Genomic DNA, 17,717 nt, shown 5'->3' with positions numbered 1-17,717 from the left:
CCGCATCACTCCACCAAGCGCGCCAGCAACTCGATCAGCAGACGCTCCGTCAGTGGCGCGGGCAGGGCCTCGATCAGGGTGAGCAGCGGAGCGAGCTGGTCGGGCAGCACCCCGCCGCTACTCGCACTCGTTTCACCGCCGGCACCACCGCCGATACCGAGCTGCGACAGCACGCCGAACGCCTGATCCGACGACAGAGCGATCTCTCCCCCGCCCGAGCCGGCCAGCAACTCGGCCACCCCGCCAATCGCGCCGAGCACCTGCATCGGGTCGATCGACGCAACCCCGCGCACCTCATCGGCGGCCTGCACGAGTGCGGCCACGAGCGGCTCCAGCACCGACTCGGTCACCGGTGTGATCGTCAGGTGAGTGGTCGGCGGCAGGCGCACGCCGTTCGCCTGGGTCAAGCCGGGCTGCTGCTGCAGCAACCAGCCGAGCTGCCTCACCCGGTCGGCCCACACGTGCGGGTCGATCCGGCGTTCGGACGGCACCGACTCATCGGCTGCCACAGCGAACAGAGGACCGACCGGGGCACCCAACACCGCGAGTCCATCGATTGCCCGGATGGCGTCGGTGAGCGCATCCGTTGCCCGTTTGCATGACGCGCTCAGCGCTGCAAAGCCCGGCTCGCCGAGGCGATGCACGATCGCCCAGGCTGCGGCAAGCGCGCCGGCCGATTTCGAGCCGAGCATGGTGGGGTTGACCACCGGATAGCCGGGCCACCGTTTTGTGGCGAAGAATTGGGCGCGCTGCCGATCGCGTCCACGGTGCAGAAGCACCGAGACGCCCTTCGGCGCGTAGCCGAACTTGTGCAGATCGGCCGACATGCTGGTGACGCCGGGAACCTCGAAGTTCCACGCCGGAAGGTCGTCGCTCCACCAGGGCAGCACCCAGCCGCCGATGCAGGCGTCGACGTGGCAGGCGATACCGAGTGCGGATGCCGCAGCCGCAACCGCGCCGACCGGGTCGAGCGTCGCGTGCGGGTAGGCCGGCGCCGAGACCACGACCAGCGCGACATCGGGGGCGAGGCGATCGATCAGCTCGGCAGTGTCGACCCTTCCGTCAAGGCCGACGGAGACCAGGTCCAGCTCGAGGCCGAAGTAGTGTGCCGCCTTGTGGAACGCCGCGTGCACGGTCACCGGAGCGACCAGGCGAGGGATTCCCTCCCCGCCCGCCGCGCGCCAGACGTCCCGGGCTGTCTTCACCGCCAGCAGACAGCTTTCGGTGCCGCCGGACGTGACGCTGCCCACCACCTCGTCGCTGCCGGCCGCGTCGGGGCCGGCGCCGAGCATCCGTTTGGTGAAACCGATCACGTCGCGTTCCATCGCGGCGACCGACGGGAACGTGGTGGGGTCCAGGCCGTTCACGGGCTGCATGATGCGAATCGCGGTGGCGGCGAGCTCATCGAGTTCGGCCAAGCCCGAGTCGTAAACGTACGACAGCACATGTCCGCCGTGAGTGGGGGCGTCCAGCGTGCGCAGCTGCCGCAAACGGTCGATGATGAGTTCGGATTCGGGGGTCAATTCGGTCGTCACGTCGGTCGTCACGTCGGTCGTCACGTCGGTCGTCATGAGTGTGCCTTTGCTGTGGGAATGGAGTCGACGTCGGCCTTACGCAGGCCGTATCGAGTGAGGGTGAGCAGGCTGGCGACCATGATCGCCGCCGGCACGATACTGAAGCTGAGCACGATTCCGGCCACGGCCGAGTCGGGTTGCATGATGCCCGTGTTGCCAACCGAGGCGATGTAACCGGATGCGCTGAGCACGAGCGTGAGCACTGTCGCGCCGAGCGCCATCCCGGTTGTCTCACCGGCGGTCCAGACGCCGCCGAACAGGCCGGCACTCCCCTCACCGTGGGTCTTCGCGTCGTGCGAGATCACGTCGGGGAGCATGGCCATGGGCAGGGATTGCATGCCGGCGTAGGCCGCTCCGGCCAGCGCAACGGGCAGGTACACCCATTCGCCCGGCGCCCACAGCTGCCCGACCATGGCGAGTGCCGCGAGGGCGAACAGCAGGCTCGCCCAGACGAATGCCCTCTCCTTCCCGATGCGGTTCGCCAGTCGCCCCCAGGCCGGCGCGAGCAGCAGTGCCGGGGCGATCAGGGCAACGAAGAGAAACGTCACGGCGTCTTCCGAGTGCAACACCCAGGTCGCGATGTATTGCGCGCCGGCCAGCATCAGACCGGTGGCCAGCCCCTGCAACACGAAGGTCGCCAGCAGCGCACGAAACGGCGGACTGCGCCGCAGCACGGCCACGCTTGAGCGGTAGCTCTGGCCAATCGAAGCGGCTGTCGTGGCGGATGCGCGGGGTGCGGCATCCGTTCGCACCCTCGTGCGCGCTCTCGTGCGCGGCGCGATTGTCGACGACACGAGCATGCCGACACCGATCACGATCCCGGCGGCGACGGCCATCAGCAGATAGCCGAGGCGTGGGTCGGCGCTCAGACTGCGCAGCAGCGGGCCGCCGGCCCCGAACAGCAGGATGGCGAGCGCGAGCACCACCACCCGCCAGGTGAGCAGCCGCGTGCGGTCGTCGTAGCCGCTCGTCAACTCGGCGGGAAGTGCGATGTAGGGCACCTGGAACAGGCTGAAGGCCGTGGCGCAGAGGAGGAACGCGAGGGTCACCCAGACGGCGGCAGGCACCGTGTCGACGGCGGCAGGCACCGCGAAGGTCAGAATGAAGAAGATCGGCAGCAGCATCGCACCGAGCCTCATGAACCGGCGCCGTGAACCGGTCACGGCGAGGCTTCGGTCGCTGAGAGAGCCGATCACGGGGTCGATCACGACATCCCAGATTTTGGCCACGGTGACGACAAGACCGGCGGCGAGTGCGGCGATGCCGAGAGTATCGGTCAGGTAGTAGACGAGCACCAGGCCGGGAAGGGTGGCGAAGCCACCGGTGCCGAGTGACCCGATCGCGTAGGCCGCGATGGTACGTCGAGGGAGAGTCTGCGTCGTTGCATCCATGCTGAGAGCCTAGGGCCGACACTCCGTCTGGCGTGCCAGCCCGAACGGGCATTCTCGCACGGGCTTGACGAGCCCTCGAGGCGGGTCAAAGCTCAGCAGTGAGTGAGTTGCCGGCCACACCCGGCCGACGCCACCCCCGGTCAAGGAGCAGCTCATGCCTGTCGTTGAAGAAAGTGTCTACATCGCCCTCCCGCCCCAGGCGGTGTTCGACTATCTGATCGTGCCGTCGCACGCGCCGGTCTGGGACTCATCGATCGTGAAGGCCGAGCAAGTCGGCACGGATGCGATCGGCCTCGGCATGCAGGCAACCGGCACCAGCAAGATCATGGGGCGGCATTTCGACTGGACTACCGAGATGGTCGAGTTCGACGCTCCACGACGGTACGCGCAGAAGTCGGTCGGTGGCACGCTGGACTTCACCATCTCGAACACTCTTGCCGCCGAGGGAGCCGGCACCCGGCTGACCTACCGCATCGACGCGGCAAGCGGCCTCGGCGGTGTCTTCGGCAAGCTGGCCGACCCGTTCGTGGAACGTGCCCAGGCTCGCACCGTGCGGGCCAACCTCGAAACGTTGGCCGACCTCTTGGCAGAGCATCCGGATCTCTAGCCCCTTACCCAGTGTGGGGAAACACTCGTTCTGATTCTGGCGATGCCGAGGGGGCATGCTCTGCCGAAACCTGTCGACTATTTCGAGATTGGTTCGCCCGACCCGCAGGCCTCACACCCCTTCTACTGAACCCTTCTTGGCCACCCACCACACCGAAAATCTCCTCTTGGCGTTTCGCCTCCTTTGTGCTTATCCTCATTAACAATCGAACAAACATTCGAGATATTTGAGGAGCTTCCATGATCGCGCACACCACCGACACCGTCACCGTGTGGAGAGAACACGGAGTGCCCGTTCGCCTCGTCTGGCGCGGCGTGCGCTACCTGGTGACCGACACCCCGACTGCCCTGCGCGGTTCCCCCGACTACCTCGACCCGGGCATCACACATGCCCCCGAACCCATCATCGGCTGGCGTTTTCAGGGCACACCCGCCACGGGCGAGTCTCATATTTTCGACGTGCGACGCACCGGCCGCGCAGAATGGGAGCTCGTACGGATCTACGACTAGTAGATTCTCAGCCAACCGACCGAGGCGGAGACATGGCACAGGTACCACTCGAACCCCACGCAACCCCGAACACCGACGATTCGCTCCGACACACGCTGACCCAGCTCGCCACCGAGACGACTGGTGCAGACCGACCCGATCTCGATCTGCTCCCCTCGCTCGCGCTGGTGCAGCAGATGAACCACGACGATGCTCAGGTTCCCGTGGCCGTGGCCAAGCAGGCTCCCCAGATCGCCGCGGCCATCGACGGCATCGTCGAACGCATGCGCCGGGGCGGACGGCTGTTCTACCTCGGTGCGGGCACCCCGGGCCGACTCGGAATCCTGGACGCGAGCGAGTGCCCACCCACATTCGGTATCGATCCCGGCCTCGTCATCGGGCTGATCGCCGGCGGAACAGCCGCGATCCAGTCGGCCGTCGAAGACGCGGAAGACGACGCGGAGGCCGCTCCCGCCACTCTCGCCGACCATGCTCTCACCGCGGCCGACACCGTGGTCGGAATCTCCGCGTCGGGGCGCACCCCCTATGTCATCGGCGGGTTGCGCTACGCCGCCTCGATCGGCGCACTCACCATCTCGATTGCATCGAACCCTGATTCCCCGATCGCCGCCCTGGCCGATATTCCGATCGATGTGGTGGTCGGGCCCGAGTTCATCAGCGGTTCGACCCGGCTGAAGTCGGGTACCGCCCAGAAGCTCGTGCTCAACATGCTCTCGACGATCACCATGATCAAACTCGGCAAGACCTACCACGGCATGATGGTCGACCTGCGGGCCACGAATCAGAAGCTGAAACAGCGCTCTCAGCTGACTGTGATGCACGCTACCGGGGTCGACGCCGAGGCCGCACGGCAGGCCCTCGATGCCGCGAATGACTCGGTCAAAACGGCGATCTTCATGATCATCACGGGGCTCGGGCGGGACCTCGCCAGCGCAGCGCTTGACGCGGCCGACGGCATCCTGCGGGTGGCCCTGCTCGCCGCGCCCGCGCCGTCGAAGGAGACCCACCCCACCCGATAACGTTGATGGGTGATGAGCGAGCGCGGCCTCTGCGGCGCCGACGAGAGGACGACACAGACATGGCCAACCCGATTCGCATCGGCATCGTCGGTTACGGCAACCTGGGGCGCGGGGTCGAGGCCTGCATCGGGCTGAACCCCGATCTGCAGCTGGTCGGCGTTTTCACCCGCCGTTCGCCCGAGAGCGTCATCCCGTTGCACGCGCACACCGCTGTCTTCGCTCTCGACGAGCTGTCCACCCGCACCACCGAGATCGACGTGCTCATCCTCTGTGGCGGATCGAAGAACGACCTGCCCGAGCAGTCACCCCAACTCGCCGCCCAGTTCTCCCTCGTCGACAGCTTCGATACCCACGCGCGCATTCCCGAGCACTTCGACGCGGTCGACGCGACGGCCCGAGCCAGCGCCACGACGGCGCTCATTTCGGCCGGCTGGGATCCGGGCCTGTTCTCGATCAACCGCGTCTTCGGAGAGGCCCTCCTGCCCGACGGCGCCAGTTACACCTTCTGGGGTCGAGGCCTCAGCCAAGGGCATTCGGATGCGATTCGTCGCGTTCCGGGCGTGGCCGGCGGGGTGCAGTACACCGTTCCGTCCGACGCAGCCATCGCCGCCGTGCGCAGCGGCAGCCGCCCCGAACTGACCACGCGCCAGAAGCACACCCGCGAGTGTTTCGTCGTTCTCGAGCCGGGGGCGGATGCCGACGCCGTGCGCACCGCAATTATCACCATGCCGCACTACTTCGACGACTATGACACCACGGTCACGGTCATCGACGCCGAAACACTGGCGCGCGACCACGCGGCGATGCCACACGGCGGCTTTGTGATTCGGAGCGGCACGACGAGCGCGGGCACCGACCAGGTGATCGAGTACAGCCTGGCGCTCGGCAGCAACCCTGAATTCACGGCCAGCGTGCTGGTCGCCTACGCTCGGGCTGTGCACCGCATGAACCAGCAGGGCCAGTTCGGCGCCAAGACGGTGTTTGATGTGCCACCGGGGCTACTCTCGCCCAAGTCGGCCGCCGAGCTGCGCGCGGAACTGCTCTAATCAGACGCCGTGCGTCAGCCAGCGCCACGCGCTTCCCTGCCACGACTGCGTTCCACGCTACGCCGGAGGGCTTCCATCAGGTCGAGCACCTCGCCCTGATGGGCCTCGCCCTGCGTATCCCCCGCGGGCGTCTCGCCAAATGTCACGGCCGTGCTGATTGCGTCCCCCTGCGCCAGCTTCGCGTCGATCAGCGCCCGCAGCTGCAGCTGGTAGTCGTCACTGAACTCATCGGGCGTGAAGTCCGTTGAGAACGACTCGACGAGCGCATGCGAGAGTTGCAGTTCTTTATCGCTGATGCGCACCGGCTCCGCCAGTGCCGCGAAGTCTGCCACGCGCATCTCGTCGCCCCAGAGCAACGACTGCAACATGAGCACGTCGCCGTGCACGCGCAGGGCGCCGAGCCGGGACTTCTGACGCAACGCGAAGTGCACGATCGCCGTGCGATCGGTTGCTTCCAACGTCTCGCGCAGCAGCACATACGCCTTCGCCGAGGTGCCCGCCGGCTCGAGAAAATAGCTGCGATCGAACATGATCGGGTCGATCTGATCGTTCGGCACGAACGACACCACATCGATCTCCCGACTGCGCTCCTCGGGCAGTGACTTGAGGTCGGCATCCGTCAGCACGACGGTGACCTCACCGTCGTCGTATGCCTTGTCGATGTGCTCGTACGTCACGACCCGCCCGCAGACCTCACACCGCCGCTGATAACGGATGCGCCCCCCATCGGCGTCATGCACCTGATGCAGGGCGATGTCATGATCTTCGGTGGCGCTGTAGACGGCGACGGGAACGTTGACGAGCCCGAACGTGATCGCGCCTTTCCAGATCGATCGCACCGTCCCAGTAGACACCGAACCGGGAAGGGCCGCTAGCCACGCTCGTGGGGCGGGAGCATGCTGGCTGCATGCCAGCGCGATCCCAAACCGTGTCTGTCGGCGGCCATCGCGTCACGCTGACCCACCTCGACACGGTGATCTACCCCGAAACAGGAACGACCAAGGCCGACGTACTCGGCTATTACGCGGCCGTGGCCGACCTGTTCATTGCGCATGCCGTGAATCGGCCCGCGACCCGCAAACGCTGGGTACACGGTGTCGGAACACTCGATTCCCCGGGCGCGTTCTTTTTCCAGAAGAACCTTGACGCGTCCACACCCGAGTGGGTGCCGCGCCGACCCATCCAGCATTCAGATCACGTCAACGACTACCCGCTGGTGAACAATATGGCCACGCTTATCTGGTTGGCCCAGCTTGGCGCACTCGAAATCCACGTGCCACAGTGGCAGTTCGGCCGGGGTGGCGATCCGCGCAACCCTGACCGGCTTGTGCTTGATTTGGACCCGGGTGAGGGCGCCGGACTCGCCGACTGCGCCGAGGTCGCCCGACTCGCCCGCAGCATCCTGCGCGACATGAATCTCGACCCACTGCCGGTCACGAGCGGCAGCACGGGCATCCATCTCTACGCCGCACTCGATAGCACGCACACTGCGGCACAGATATCTGCGGTGGCGCATGAACTCGCGCGCTCTCTGGAGGCCGATCATCCCGCGCTGGTCGTCAGCGACATGAAACGGATGCTGCGCACGGGCAAGGTCTTCGTCGATTGGAGCCAGAACAACGCGGCCAAAACCACGATCGCGCCTTATTCGCTGCGGGGACGCAGCCACCCGTGGGTCGCTGCGCCGCGCACCTGGGATGAATTGAACGATCCGGGCCTGACCCAGCTCGACTACCAGCAGGTTATGCAGCGAATGGAATATATCGGTGATCCGTTGGCCGCCATCGATACTACGGAGGTGAACGAACGCCCGACCGATGATTCCGCGGCGATCAAGGCGACCGGGCTCTCACCTGAACGCACGCAGGATCCGGCCGCTGACCCCCTCGCCGTCTACCGCTCGAAGCGTGACAGCAGCCGTACGCCCGAACCGATGCCGGAGCGCACCGCGGGCACGGGCACGTCGCCCGCGACCGCCGGTTCCTCGACTGACCACAGCTTCGTCATCCACGAGCATCACGCCCGGTCGAAGCACTACGACTTCCGGCTCGAACACGACGGCGTGCTCGTCTCGTGGGCGTTACCGAAAGGCGTTCCCACCGAATCGGGAGTCAACCACCTTGCGGTGCACACCGAGGATCATCCGCTCGAATACGGTCGCTTCGAGGGCACTATTCCGTCGGGGGAATATGGGGCCGGCGAAATCATGATCTGGGATCGCGGGGAGTACGACCTCGAAAAGTGGCGAGACCACGAGGTGATCGTCACGGTGCATGGGGAACCGGGCGGTGGGCTCGGCGGCACCAAACGGTTCGCCATCATTCAAACGGCGGCAGCGGGAATGGACTCACAGAACTGGCTGATCCACTTGATGAAACCGGGCATGACGGCGGGTGCCCGGCGTTACCGGCCGCTCCCCGAGCCGGCTGCCGCCGCACCCGCCCGGATCTACTCCCCGATGCTCGCCGCTGCGGGCAGCCCGGCCGACACCGCTGAGGGAGCCTGGGCCTTTGAGATGAAGTGGGATGGCATGCGCGCTCTCGCCGCTCTTACGCGCGCGGTTGACTCACACGGCGGCGCAGACGGCCCGATGCAGGTTCGCATTTTCTCGCGCAACGGCCACGATGTGACGGCGTCCTACCCCGATCTGATCGACGACATCACGGCGAGCGTTCACGCGGATTCCGCCGTGCTCGACGGCGAGATCGTTGCCTTCGACCGCGGTGGCCGCCCGGACTTCGGTCTCCTGCAAACCCGCATGAACCTGACCGCGCCCCAGGAGATCGCCGCGTCTGCCCGCCTCACCCCGGTGCATTACCTCGTCTTCGACCTCCTCGAGAGGAACGGCCAGCCGCTGGTCGATTCCGGCTATGACGAACGCCGCGCCGAACTTGAGAACACACTGCGTCCGCAGGGCCGCGTGCAGCTCCCTCCGGCCTTCCTCGGCGGTGCCGACGGCAGCACCGGCCCGATTAGCGCTGCCGATGCGCTCCACGCGAGCCGCGACCTCGGCCTCGAAGGGGTGCTCGCGAAGCAGCGCGACTCGACCTACAGCGAGGGCCGTCGCTCCCGCCAGTGGATCAAGATCAAACATCACCTGAGTCAGGAGGTCGTGATCGGCGGTTGGCGCACCGGCACAGGTCATCGTCACGACACGCTCGGTTCTCTCCTACTGGGCATTCCGGATGCCACGGGATTGCGCTACGTGGGCCGGGTCGGCACGGGCTTTCGCGATCGTGAGCTCGTCGAGATCCTGGCCCGCCTCGAACAACGTCGGCGCAACGACTGTCCCCTCGTTGAGGTTCCAGCCACCGATTCCTGGGATGCGCACTGGGTCGAACCCGATCTGGTGGGCGAGGTGGAGTTCGCCGGGTGGACGTCGCAGGGACGGCTGCGGCATCCGTCATGGCGTGGCTGGCGCCCTGACAAGTCGCCTGCAGACGTCGTGCTCGAACAGTGATCATGCTCGAACAGTGATCGTGCTCGAACAGTGATCGTGCTCGAACAGTGATCGTGCTCGAACAGTGATAAGTGGCTCAGCTGCGCGCCAACTGTCGAGGGGCGCTTCGCACGATCCACGCCAGAACCAGCGCGAGCCAGCCGAGCACGGCAGCCAGGAAAATCCGTTCGACGAGGCCGACCGCACCGAGAACACCGCTTGCGGGAAGCAGCACGAGGCTGCCGAGACCGACGATCGCGAGAGCGAGCAGCGCAGGTACACCCCGCGGCCAACGGCCCTCTCGTCGAATCTGTAGGGTCATACCGAACACTCCGACCACGATTGCGACGAACCCGATTCCCGCCAGCAGAAGGTGGGCCCGACCCGTTCCGAGCACGGGATAGCCCTCGACGTTGACCGGAAAGAACGCCAGCAGAGTCGACGTCACCGCCCAGATGCCAACGAGCATTCCGGTGCGCGGGGTGGCGATATCGGCGCGAAGAAGTGCGACCAGAGCACACGCCGAGAGGATGCCGCGCACGACAAAGTTGATGTTCATCAGCCACGAATACGCGCCCCGACCGTAGTTGCTCTCCGCGTCAACCACGAGACCGTAGTCAGGGCGCAGCACAGCCAGCACGACGTCGATCCCGACGTAAGCGATGATTCCGACCAATCCGAACCAGGCCCACCAGCGTGCAGAGGCCGGCATCGTCGCTCTCCTGCTCCTCGCCCGACCGCCGGCTACTCGGACGCCGACTCCCCCGCGATATTGAACATCCAGCGCACGCCGAATCCGTCGACGCACATGCCGAAGCTGTCACCCCACGGCGCCTTCTCCAACGGCATCGAGACCGTACCGCTGGCGCTGAGCTTGTCCCAATAGCCGCGCAGTTCAGTTTCGTCCTCACCGCTCACCGACAGTGAACCGTTGGGACTCGGCTCGCCCATTGACCGTGGAGTATCGGCCGCCATCAGTACGAGCCCGCGAGAACTGGTCAGCGTTGAATGCATAATCTTGTCGTTCTCAGCTGCATCCATTTGCTCGGGGAATTCGGCGAACGTGCTGCTGGTCACCTCACCGCCGAACACCGATTGGTAAAATTCCATGGCCTGCTTCGCGTTGTCACGAAAGCTCAGGTAGGGGTTGAGTTGCGTCGTCATCGTCCTGCTCCTCGAGGATGTTTTCTGCTCTGGCGGGTGTGGATGGAGCGAATGTTGATACCGCTGATCACATGTCGCTGTTCTGATTGTCGGTCGGATCACCCAATAACGCGAGGTTTTCGACAGAGGAACACGTCGCTATTTCGTGAGTAGGAAGCACGTTCGTCCCCGCTATTCGCCTCGCGGATCAGACGATGTCGCAGGCGATAACACGACAGGGAGGATTGAGAGAGCCGGCGCCCAGTCGCGGCGCGTCAGTCACGGCGCATCAGTCGCAGCGCGTCAGTCGCGGCGGTGGGTGTCGGTGCGGTGGCGGTTGGCGTCGCGCCAGGTGCGGGTCGGGTCGATCCAGGCCGGGGCCTTCACGCGGGGCCGACCGTTGACCATGAGGATCTCCCAGCCGGAGGTTTCGATGGTGTGATGATGTCGCCAACACAACGCCACACCATTGTCGACTTCGGTGACGCCGCCTTTGCTCCAGGGGATGACGTGATGAAATTCGAGCCACTGTGCGGGGGCGTTGCAGCCGGGAACGCCGCAGCCGCCGTCGCGGGCGAGGATCGCCCGGCGTTGGGCACGGTTGAACAGTCGTTGCGGATCGGTCAGGGTGAGAACCTCACCGTTCGGACCGAACAGAACCGTTTGGGTGCCTCCGGCACACATCATCTGATCCACCGTGCGAAGGGAGATGGGGGCGTCGACGCCGTCGATCCAGCCGACACCGCGACCGGCTTCAATATCGTTCACGTTCACATGCACCACCACCGTCGGCGGTGCACCACCAATGCTGGGAGTGTTATCGGCCTGGGCCAACTGGGTGAACATGCCGCGCAGAATATCGGCCCGCTTCTCACCGGCCGTGCGGGTGTCGACGTCATCGAACTCGTGCCCGGCCGACCCGGGAAGAGGCACCTCAGCTGAGGCTGAACCCTGACCGTGGTCGTCATGGTCACGGTCGTGGTCGTCGTCATCGCGTTCGTGGTCACGGTCATCGCGTTCGTGGTCACGGTCGTCGTGCTCGCGGTCGCGCTCGCCGTGCCAGTCGCGGTCGTCCTCGCGGCCGTGCTCGCGGCCGTGCTCGCGGCCGTGCTCGCGGCCGTGCTCGTCGCTCAGGTTGTGGTCGTCGTTCAGGTCTTGTCCGTCTAGCTCGGCGCGGTCGTCGCGTGCCTGGTCGCGGGCTTGCTCGGCGGCGGTGGGGAACGCGGGGGTTTTGCGGGCGGCGATGAAGGCGTCGAAGGTGAGGTTCATGATTCCGTAGAGATCAGGAGTCACCCCGCCTCGCACCGGGTAGATGCCGTCTTTGAAGCGGCCGAAACTGATCGTGCTCGTCGCCTCACCCTCGACCTCATTCGGTGCCACCCCGTCGGGGTCCAGCGCCGCCTGCCACTGCAACATCTGCACCCGCAGTGAGTCCGCCGAGAACGCGAAGCCCGCGCCCGGCTCACCCTCATTCTCGGCCGTGATCGTGCCCGTCGCCGCACACACCAGAGCGCGTTCCGCCGCCGCAAGATCATCGGGGGCAACGCGCGGGGAGATCTCGGCCAGACCGGACATGATCACCTCCGCCGCATCCACCCCCAGCAAGCCCGAAGCGACCGCGGTACCCACCGTGGGGAACAGTGCGGGGATGATCGTGCCGACGTGCTGAGTGTCCCGCATTCGCAGGCCCAGGGCGCTACGCCGTTTCGCTTCACGGCCAGAAATGCGGGTGACCCGGGTGATCAGGTCGATGCCACTGGTACAGCCCCGCTTCGCCGCCAGGGAGTCGCGGCCCAGCCACCGCCCGGAGCGTTCCTCGACCGTCGCCGCCAGAGCCACCCGGCCGGCATCAACCAGCCGGCCCACGCCTTCGAACGCACCGAGCACGCCGAGCAGGTCGTCGTCGGTGAACCGGTCAGGGCTGACCAGGCCAAGCCCCGCCCACAGTGCCTGCGTCTGTTCGAGCACCGCCAGCACCATGGCCGCGGTCGGTGCCGACGCACCCGAGGCGGGTGTCGGCTCCGGGGCGGAGACGGGGGGTGGGGAGGTGATTGACATAGCTCCATTCTCCCAAAGAACGAACACGATTACGAGCTTTTCTCAGTATCTGTGTATAAGTTCTCGTACCTGTGTCTGTGGAGGGATCGAGAACTTGAGCCGGCCGGAACCACGCCCCCGGGTCTCGAGGGTGGCTCGCGGGATCTCGACGAGCTCGATCAGCGGGAGGGCGCGGGGTCGATTACCGAACCGTGGGTCGAGCTTGTCGAGACCTCGGTCCCCCGGGTCTCGAGGGTGGCTCGCGGGATCTCGACGAGCTCGATCAGCGGGTGGGTCGAGCATCGGGAGGGGACGCGGGGTCGGGCGACGACCCTCGGCTCGAGCTTGTCGAGACCGCGCTCCCCGGTCTCGAGTTCGGCTCACGGGATCTCGACACGCTCGATCAACGGGGTTGGATCGATCACCGAGCACGCGCACCGTCACGATCACACGACCACCGGGCGTCACCGCATCCGTCGCATCGACCTCGAAGCCGCTCGCTGTCTTGACCCGCCAAACGGAGTACATCCCGAGTGACACGTTCCCACACCTCGTCGCCGATCCCCACGATCACCGACACGTCTGAGCGACGATAGCAAGTTGGGCCCTGCGGCCAGTCGGGAGTCTCTGGGCTCGTCATGCTTCGCCTGCATCGCATCGCATTGCATCGCATCCACGCATGATACGAACGGGCCACGGCACTCAGCGGAGGCCGACGGATGCAGCGTCGTCACAACCGACGCCGACGAATCGGCCGCAGGAACATTCGCTTTGCACTCGACCGGGTGACGAACATCTGCTGCCCGTCAGCGCGGCCCGTCGGCCCGCATTCCCGGTGGCAGGTCTGGCCCTGGATTCCCCGTATCAAAGCGCACCAGGTCGTTTGCCTTGTCGAGCGACTCGTGCACCCCCATCAGCACGCGCTTCTTCGGGTCGAGGTCCCATTTGAAGAGCAGATACCGATCGCTCCCGTCGGTGCCGTGCACACGCTGAATCACCGCTTTGGGCAGCGCCGGATCGGTCCGCATGCACAGCCAGGTGTCGAGATCAAAGCGAATGGGTTTCGGAAGCGCCATGGCACTGATGCTAGACGTGGCCACCGACATCGCACTCAGCCAGCCACATTCGCCTTCATCGATTTGCCGGCCAGGTGCGGCCCCGCGACGACGGGCTCATATCGGGGCGATTCTCCCGCCGCCACACATGACGGCAGACATTCGATGAGCGCTTGATAATTGGCATTGTGGAAGAACGGCATGCTCTGCCGACGCGTCGAAACCGCGGAACCGGCATCCGGATTCACGACGCGGTGCACGGTCGATGTCCACCGGTCGTTGGTCCATCGAGCCATGAGATCACCGATGTTGATGACGTAGCCGCCGTCGATCGGAGGGATATCGACCCAGCTCGACCTGGGTTCGTCGCGCACTTGCAGGCCACCCCGGCCGAGTTCCTGGCGCAGGATCGTGAGGGTGCCGTAGTCGGTATGAGCCCCGGCGCGAAGCTGCCCCTCTTCAATCGGGAGCTGCTGCTCGGGATAGTTGATGGCGCGTAGCGCACTCGGGCTGCGATCGATGGAGTGGGCAAAGAACTCAGCGGGCAGATCCAGTGCACGCGCGAAGATCGACATCAACCTGTTCGACAGGGTCAACATCGAACCGTAGTAGGCCTCCCACGCAGGCCGCATCCCGGGCAGCGCGCTCGGCCACTGGTTGGGCGCGAATTGTCGCGCCTCCTCCTCGTCGATCGGAGTGTGCGTGAACGGCACGATCGCGCCGATGTTGAAGGATTCTTTAAGGTCGCCCGGCGAGTCCATGCCCATCGACTGCGCGAGGGACTCAGCTTTCAGTGGGAAATAGCCGAAATGACCTCCGGGCGGACGCTCGACTTCACGCTTCTGCTCGATCGAGAGGTCGAAGAACTCGCGGGCCTGGTTCCAACAGTCGTCGGCGATTGCGTCATCGACGCCATGGTTGACGATTTGGAAGAAACCGACTTCGCGCAGCGTGTCATCGAAGTCTCGCGCGACGAGCGCCGGATCCCTGTCGATGTCAATTGTGGGAACCTCACGGCCACCGGCGTTCAGGTCTTGAGCACTCATCATTGAGGTCCGTTTCACTGTTGTGGTCAGAAAAGTCAGGCTATCAAACCCAGTCGCACGTGAGGCGCGGGCGCGCCCCCGCAGCAGGCACCTGTCGCCACGACAGCACGGATCGAGAGTTCACTGACGAACGTTGCTCTCGCGTCGCAACGCTCATGGACGAAAGCAGGGTCGAATGACCTGATTCCCCCCTTCGTGAGTCTTCCTGCGCGTCAGCCGCGAGTTCCGGACACGTCACGACGTCGCGTCAGTCGCGCCGCAATTATGGCCGCGAACCCGAGTACCAGCAGGGCAATGCTCACTCCCGTTGAGGGCGTTGTCTGTATGCCGGTCGCGGCGAGTTCCTCGTTCCCGGCCGTCCCGTTCGCAGCGTCAGCGACAGTGACGTTTGCAACGACGGTGACGCCGACGTCGGCAAAATTGAGGATCAGGTGATGGTCACCGTTCGGCACTCCCGTCAGATCGAGCGCGCCAGTCACCGTGCCGCCATCCCACTGCACCGTGCCAAGTGCGACCGGTGTGGAGCGCATGTTGCCGACAATGCCCGACCGGGAGTCCTGCATCCTCTGAATAACGTCAGCCATGGCGTCGAATGTCTCGTTGCGTTGATTGGTCAGGCTCTGCAGACGGAGCATGTCCATCTGCTGCCTGTGGACAAGCGAGTCGATCAACTCTCGGAGGTGCTGGGCAAGTCCCGGCGCCGCCGTGGTGCCGCTGGCTGCCGAAGCGTTGAGGAAGTCGTGGTCGACCTGGGCCAGCCGCACAGCGCGCGTGGCCTCCGTAAACGTCTCCTCGGTGGGCGACGCACGATAGGCAGCGACAGCCGAGAGTGCGGCGTTCAACTGTGAGATGCGTGTGTTGGTGGCTTGCACCCGAGCAATTGATTCGGCAAGCGCTTCGCTCGACGCTGTTGCCCGGTTTTTTTGGATCGAAGTCAACTGCGCATCAAGGTCCAGTGCCACGACCGGAACACTGCTGACTGTGAGCGTCGGAAACTGTTCAGTGATGGGCTGTATCAGTCCCGTCAGCGCCTGCTGCTGACCCTCGTTCGGTTGTTGCGCGAGTCCGAGTAGCTGATTCAGCGCGTTGTTCATCAAGACGCTCCCGTGACCCGCGTGAGCCGTTGCGTCAAGCAGAGCGGCCAGCTGCGCCTCGGTGCTGCCGTTGAGCGCAGCTCCGAGGCTGTCGGCGTCGTTGAACGTGACGGGAGCCGGGCCCGCAGTCGGCTCGGGGGTCGGTTCAGCAGTCGGCTCAGCAGTCGGCTCAGGCGTGGGCTCAGGCGTCTCGATCGGCGTCACGACGAAAAGACGCTCGATCGCAACTCTGGCCGGGATCGTGTCACCGCTGGGTAGCGCGAAGGGCGGGTTCTCCGAGATTTGCTGCACGGCTAGGTCATACCCGGGAGGCGGCACGAAAGAGATTCCGTAGTCATTCGTCGGGCTCGTGGGCAGTGCGCCCGTCACGAACGAACCGTTGTGGGCCACCGCGACTCGCTGCACAGCGGAGGTGCCGCTCGTGATCACGACGGTCGCGCCGCTGAGATCGGCGAGCGGGCGCCGCTCTGCGGTCGCGGTGATCGATCCCGATACCGTGCCGTACGTGCCCCGGAAAGTGATGTCAACCGGTTCCCCGCCGCCCAGACTGAATTCCGTGAGAGTGTCCGTTGATTCCAGGTCGCCAGGCGCGCCCGGCCACTGTGCAGTCGCCCGATAGTTGGTTCCTTCACCTGCAATCTCGAGATCGAGCGTGCCATCGGCTCCGGTGACGCCTGTCGCCACCACGGTGTCGTCGCCGTGCCCTCGCTGCACGAGAATGTCCACTCCCGCAAGTGCGGCCGCCTCCGTGCCGCCAGTGATGCTCACGGCGATGGAGACAGAGTGGGCTGCCGGTACGACGGCGCTGGCGACCCACGGGCTCGCCACCAGAGCCAGCGCGGTCACGACAGTGATCGCACCGGCGTGGCGCATCCGTGTCGACAGCGTCGACCGATCTTTCCGTGGCACGAGGGGGATCGAGTGGAACGGGCGCTGCATGGCGTACCTCTTTTGGTATCGGCGGTTGCACCAAGTATGGACTGAGTCCAACATTGGATGCAAGTCAACATTGAACCGCGTACTGTTGCGAACAGTGAATCATTTCAGCGAGAATCGTGACGAACAGGGAACGTTGAGGAAGTGGACATGGCACAGGGCCTGCGGGAGACCAAGATGCTCGCCGCCCGGCGAGCAATGGAAAGCGCGGCGGTCTCGCTCGCCTACGACGAAGGCGTCCGGGCGGTAACGGTCGAGCGCGTGTGCGCCGCAGCCATCGTCTCGCGCAGCACCTTTTTCAACTATTTCGCCTCACTCGACGAAGCCATCTTCGGAACAGCCCTTGAGTACGATCCCAGCCTCACAGAGGCGATCCTCAGCAGTCATTCCCGGGACCTCGTGGTCGCGGCAAACCTGATCGTGGTGGCATCTGTGCGCGGCCAATCCGACGACACCATTACTCAGCAAAGGCTCGCACTATTCGTGCGAGAGCCCGGTGTGACCAGTGCCGTCTCATGGGCGAGCAATGAGAGTCGGGAGCGCCTGGTGACCGTCATTCGCGAGTGGCTCGACGCACACCCGGAACTCGCCCGGCTCGACGACGCGGACCACGCGACCGAAGCCCGGCTCACGGTCGGACTGTCTATCGCAATGGGTGACGAGGTGATTCGCCACGCCCACGAGGTGGATGGGGAGTTCCCCACCGATCTTGAGGCACTGCACACCGCGCGCCGCCGGATGGCCGCGATCAGCATGCCGGCCGAATAGGCCGGCCCCTGATTTGTCCGTGCCGCAGCCACCGCGCCACCATGCCCGAGGAC

General features: G+C 65.3%; 15 protein-coding genes. 6 read left to right on the top strand and 9 right to left on the bottom strand.

Annotated features, from left to right (window positions below; genetic code table 11):
- Nucleotides 1-5: 5 nt before the first annotated feature.
- Complete coding sequence (locus tag HNR05_RS00580; RefSeq protein WP_179577250.1) at nt 6-1,571, bottom strand: pyridoxal phosphate-dependent decarboxylase family protein; 1,566 nt, start codon at nt 1,569-1,571, stop codon at nt 6-8.
- The gene (locus tag HNR05_RS00575) at nt 1,568-2,965 is read right to left on the bottom strand and encodes an MFS transporter (protein ID WP_179577249.1); all 1,398 of its coding nucleotides are present in this window, start codon (nt 2,963-2,965) and stop codon (nt 1,568-1,570) included. Before HNR05_RS00575 ends, HNR05_RS00580 begins: the two co-directional genes overlap by 4 nt.
- Nucleotides 2,966-3,119: 154 nt before the next feature.
- Between HNR05_RS00575 and HNR05_RS00570 the strand changes: the two genes are divergently transcribed.
- The 4 genes from HNR05_RS00570 to HNR05_RS00555 all read left to right on the top strand — a co-directional run bounded on the left by HNR05_RS00570 (nt 3,120) and on the right by HNR05_RS00555 (nt 6,146).
- On the top strand, nt 3,120-3,572 hold the full coding sequence (locus HNR05_RS00570) for an SRPBCC family protein (RefSeq protein ID WP_179577248.1): 453 nt from the start codon (nt 3,120-3,122) through the stop codon (nt 3,570-3,572).
- A 239-nt stretch (nt 3,573-3,811) separates the two neighbouring features.
- Nucleotides 3,812-4,081 carry a hypothetical protein gene (locus HNR05_RS00565; protein ID WP_179577247.1) on the top strand — a complete coding sequence of 90 codons (270 nt, stop codon included), beginning with the start codon at nt 3,812-3,814 and terminating at the stop codon, nt 4,079-4,081.
- Nucleotides 4,082-4,113: 32 nt separating this feature from the next.
- The gene (murQ, locus tag HNR05_RS00560) at nt 4,114-5,100 is read left to right on the top strand and encodes an N-acetylmuramic acid 6-phosphate etherase (RefSeq protein WP_179577246.1); all 987 of its coding nucleotides are present in this window, start codon (nt 4,114-4,116) and stop codon (nt 5,098-5,100) included.
- A 59-nt stretch (nt 5,101-5,159) separates the two neighbouring features.
- A complete protein-coding gene (locus tag HNR05_RS00555; protein WP_179577245.1) occupies nt 5,160-6,146 on the top strand; it encodes a diaminopimelate dehydrogenase in 987 nt (328 codons plus the stop codon).
- Between the two features lie 14 nt (nt 6,147-6,160).
- Here the strand turns inward: HNR05_RS00555 and ku are convergent, their stop codons facing one another.
- A complete protein-coding gene (gene ku, locus HNR05_RS00550) occupies nt 6,161-6,985 on the bottom strand; it encodes a non-homologous end joining protein Ku (protein WP_179577244.1) in 825 nt (274 codons plus the stop codon).
- Between the two features lie 68 nt (nt 6,986-7,053).
- On the opposite strand from ku, the gene HNR05_RS00545 reads away from it, so the two are divergent.
- Nucleotides 7,054-9,606: an ATP-dependent DNA ligase gene (locus tag HNR05_RS00545; protein ID WP_179577243.1), complete on the top strand. Its 2,553-nt coding sequence runs from the start codon at nt 7,054-7,056 to the stop codon at nt 9,604-9,606.
- A gap of 76 nt (nt 9,607-9,682) precedes the next feature.
- Here the strand turns inward: HNR05_RS00545 and HNR05_RS00540 are convergent, their stop codons facing one another.
- From HNR05_RS00540 to HNR05_RS00515, 6 genes are all read right to left on the bottom strand, one after another.
- The gene (locus HNR05_RS00540) at nt 9,683-10,297 is read right to left on the bottom strand and encodes a DUF998 domain-containing protein (RefSeq protein WP_179577242.1); all 615 of its coding nucleotides are present in this window, start codon (nt 10,295-10,297) and stop codon (nt 9,683-9,685) included.
- A 32-nt stretch (nt 10,298-10,329) separates the two neighbouring features.
- Nucleotides 10,330-10,749, bottom strand: a complete 420-nt coding sequence (locus HNR05_RS00535) for a VOC family protein (protein ID WP_179577241.1) — start codon at nt 10,747-10,749, stop codon at nt 10,330-10,332.
- Nucleotides 10,750-11,031: 282 nt separating this feature from the next.
- Nucleotides 11,032-12,786, bottom strand: a complete 1,755-nt coding sequence (locus HNR05_RS00530) for an HNH endonuclease signature motif containing protein (RefSeq protein WP_179577240.1) — start codon at nt 12,784-12,786, stop codon at nt 11,032-11,034.
- Nucleotides 12,787-13,571: 785 nt separating this feature from the next.
- On the bottom strand, nt 13,572-13,841 hold the full coding sequence (locus HNR05_RS00525; RefSeq protein ID WP_179577239.1) for a hypothetical protein: 270 nt from the start codon (nt 13,839-13,841) through the stop codon (nt 13,572-13,574).
- 35 nt (nt 13,842-13,876) lie between these two features.
- Entirely contained in the window at nt 13,877-14,869 is a 993-nt protein-coding gene (locus HNR05_RS00520; protein WP_179577238.1) for an isopenicillin N synthase family dioxygenase, read from the bottom strand.
- Nucleotides 14,870-15,078: 209 nt separating this feature from the next.
- Complete coding sequence (locus HNR05_RS00515) at nt 15,079-16,899, bottom strand: hypothetical protein (RefSeq protein WP_179577237.1); 1,821 nt, start codon at nt 16,897-16,899, stop codon at nt 15,079-15,081.
- 147 nt (nt 16,900-17,046) lie between these two features.
- Here HNR05_RS00515 and HNR05_RS00510 point away from each other — a divergent pair, with 147 nt between their 5' ends.
- Nucleotides 17,047-17,664, top strand: a complete 618-nt coding sequence (locus tag HNR05_RS00510; RefSeq protein ID WP_179577236.1) for a TetR/AcrR family transcriptional regulator — start codon at nt 17,047-17,049, stop codon at nt 17,662-17,664.
- Nucleotides 17,665-17,717 lie beyond the last annotated feature (53 nt).

It is taken from the genome of Leifsonia psychrotolerans (genome assembly GCF_013410665.1).
Lineage (GTDB): Bacteria > Actinomycetota > Actinomycetes > Actinomycetales > Microbacteriaceae > Cryobacterium > Cryobacterium psychrotolerans_A.
This window is presented reverse-complemented; position numbering and strand designations above follow the sequence as displayed.

What these genes read in the sequence shown, in the direction of transcription:
- HNR05_RS00535 (WP_179577241.1), bottom strand. Translation starts at nt 10,749, where the DNA reads ATGACGACGCAACTCAACCCCTACCTGAGCTTTCGTGACAACGCGAAG.
- HNR05_RS00540 (WP_179577242.1), bottom strand. Translation starts at nt 10,297, where the DNA reads ATGCCGGCCTCTGCACGCTGGTGGGCCTGGTTCGGATTGGTCGGAATC.
- murQ (WP_179577246.1), top strand. Translation starts at nt 4,114, where the DNA reads ATGGCACAGGTACCACTCGAACCCCACGCAACCCCGAACACCGACGAT.
- HNR05_RS00580 (WP_179577250.1), bottom strand. Translation starts at nt 1,571, where the DNA reads ATGACGACCGACGTGACGACCGACGTGACGACCGACGTGACGACCGAA.
- HNR05_RS00520 (WP_179577238.1), bottom strand. Translation starts at nt 14,869, where the DNA reads ATGATGAGTGCTCAAGACCTGAACGCCGGTGGCCGTGAGGTTCCCACA.
- HNR05_RS00525 (WP_179577239.1), bottom strand. Translation starts at nt 13,841, where the DNA reads ATGGCGCTTCCGAAACCCATTCGCTTTGATCTCGACACCTGGCTGTGC.
- HNR05_RS00510 (WP_179577236.1), top strand. Translation starts at nt 17,047, where the DNA reads ATGGCACAGGGCCTGCGGGAGACCAAGATGCTCGCCGCCCGGCGAGCA.
- HNR05_RS00570 (WP_179577248.1), top strand. Translation starts at nt 3,120, where the DNA reads ATGCCTGTCGTTGAAGAAAGTGTCTACATCGCCCTCCCGCCCCAGGCG.
- HNR05_RS00565 (WP_179577247.1), top strand. Translation starts at nt 3,812, where the DNA reads ATGATCGCGCACACCACCGACACCGTCACCGTGTGGAGAGAACACGGA.
- HNR05_RS00555 (WP_179577245.1), top strand. Translation starts at nt 5,160, where the DNA reads ATGGCCAACCCGATTCGCATCGGCATCGTCGGTTACGGCAACCTGGGG.
- HNR05_RS00515 (WP_179577237.1), bottom strand. Translation starts at nt 16,899, where the DNA reads ATGCAGCGCCCGTTCCACTCGATCCCCCTCGTGCCACGGAAAGATCGG.
- HNR05_RS00575 (WP_179577249.1), bottom strand. Translation starts at nt 2,965, where the DNA reads ATGGATGCAACGACGCAGACTCTCCCTCGACGTACCATCGCGGCCTAC.
- HNR05_RS00530 (WP_179577240.1), bottom strand. Translation starts at nt 12,786, where the DNA reads ATGTCAATCACCTCCCCACCCCCCGTCTCCGCCCCGGAGCCGACACCC.
- HNR05_RS00545 (WP_179577243.1), top strand. Translation starts at nt 7,054, where the DNA reads ATGCCAGCGCGATCCCAAACCGTGTCTGTCGGCGGCCATCGCGTCACG.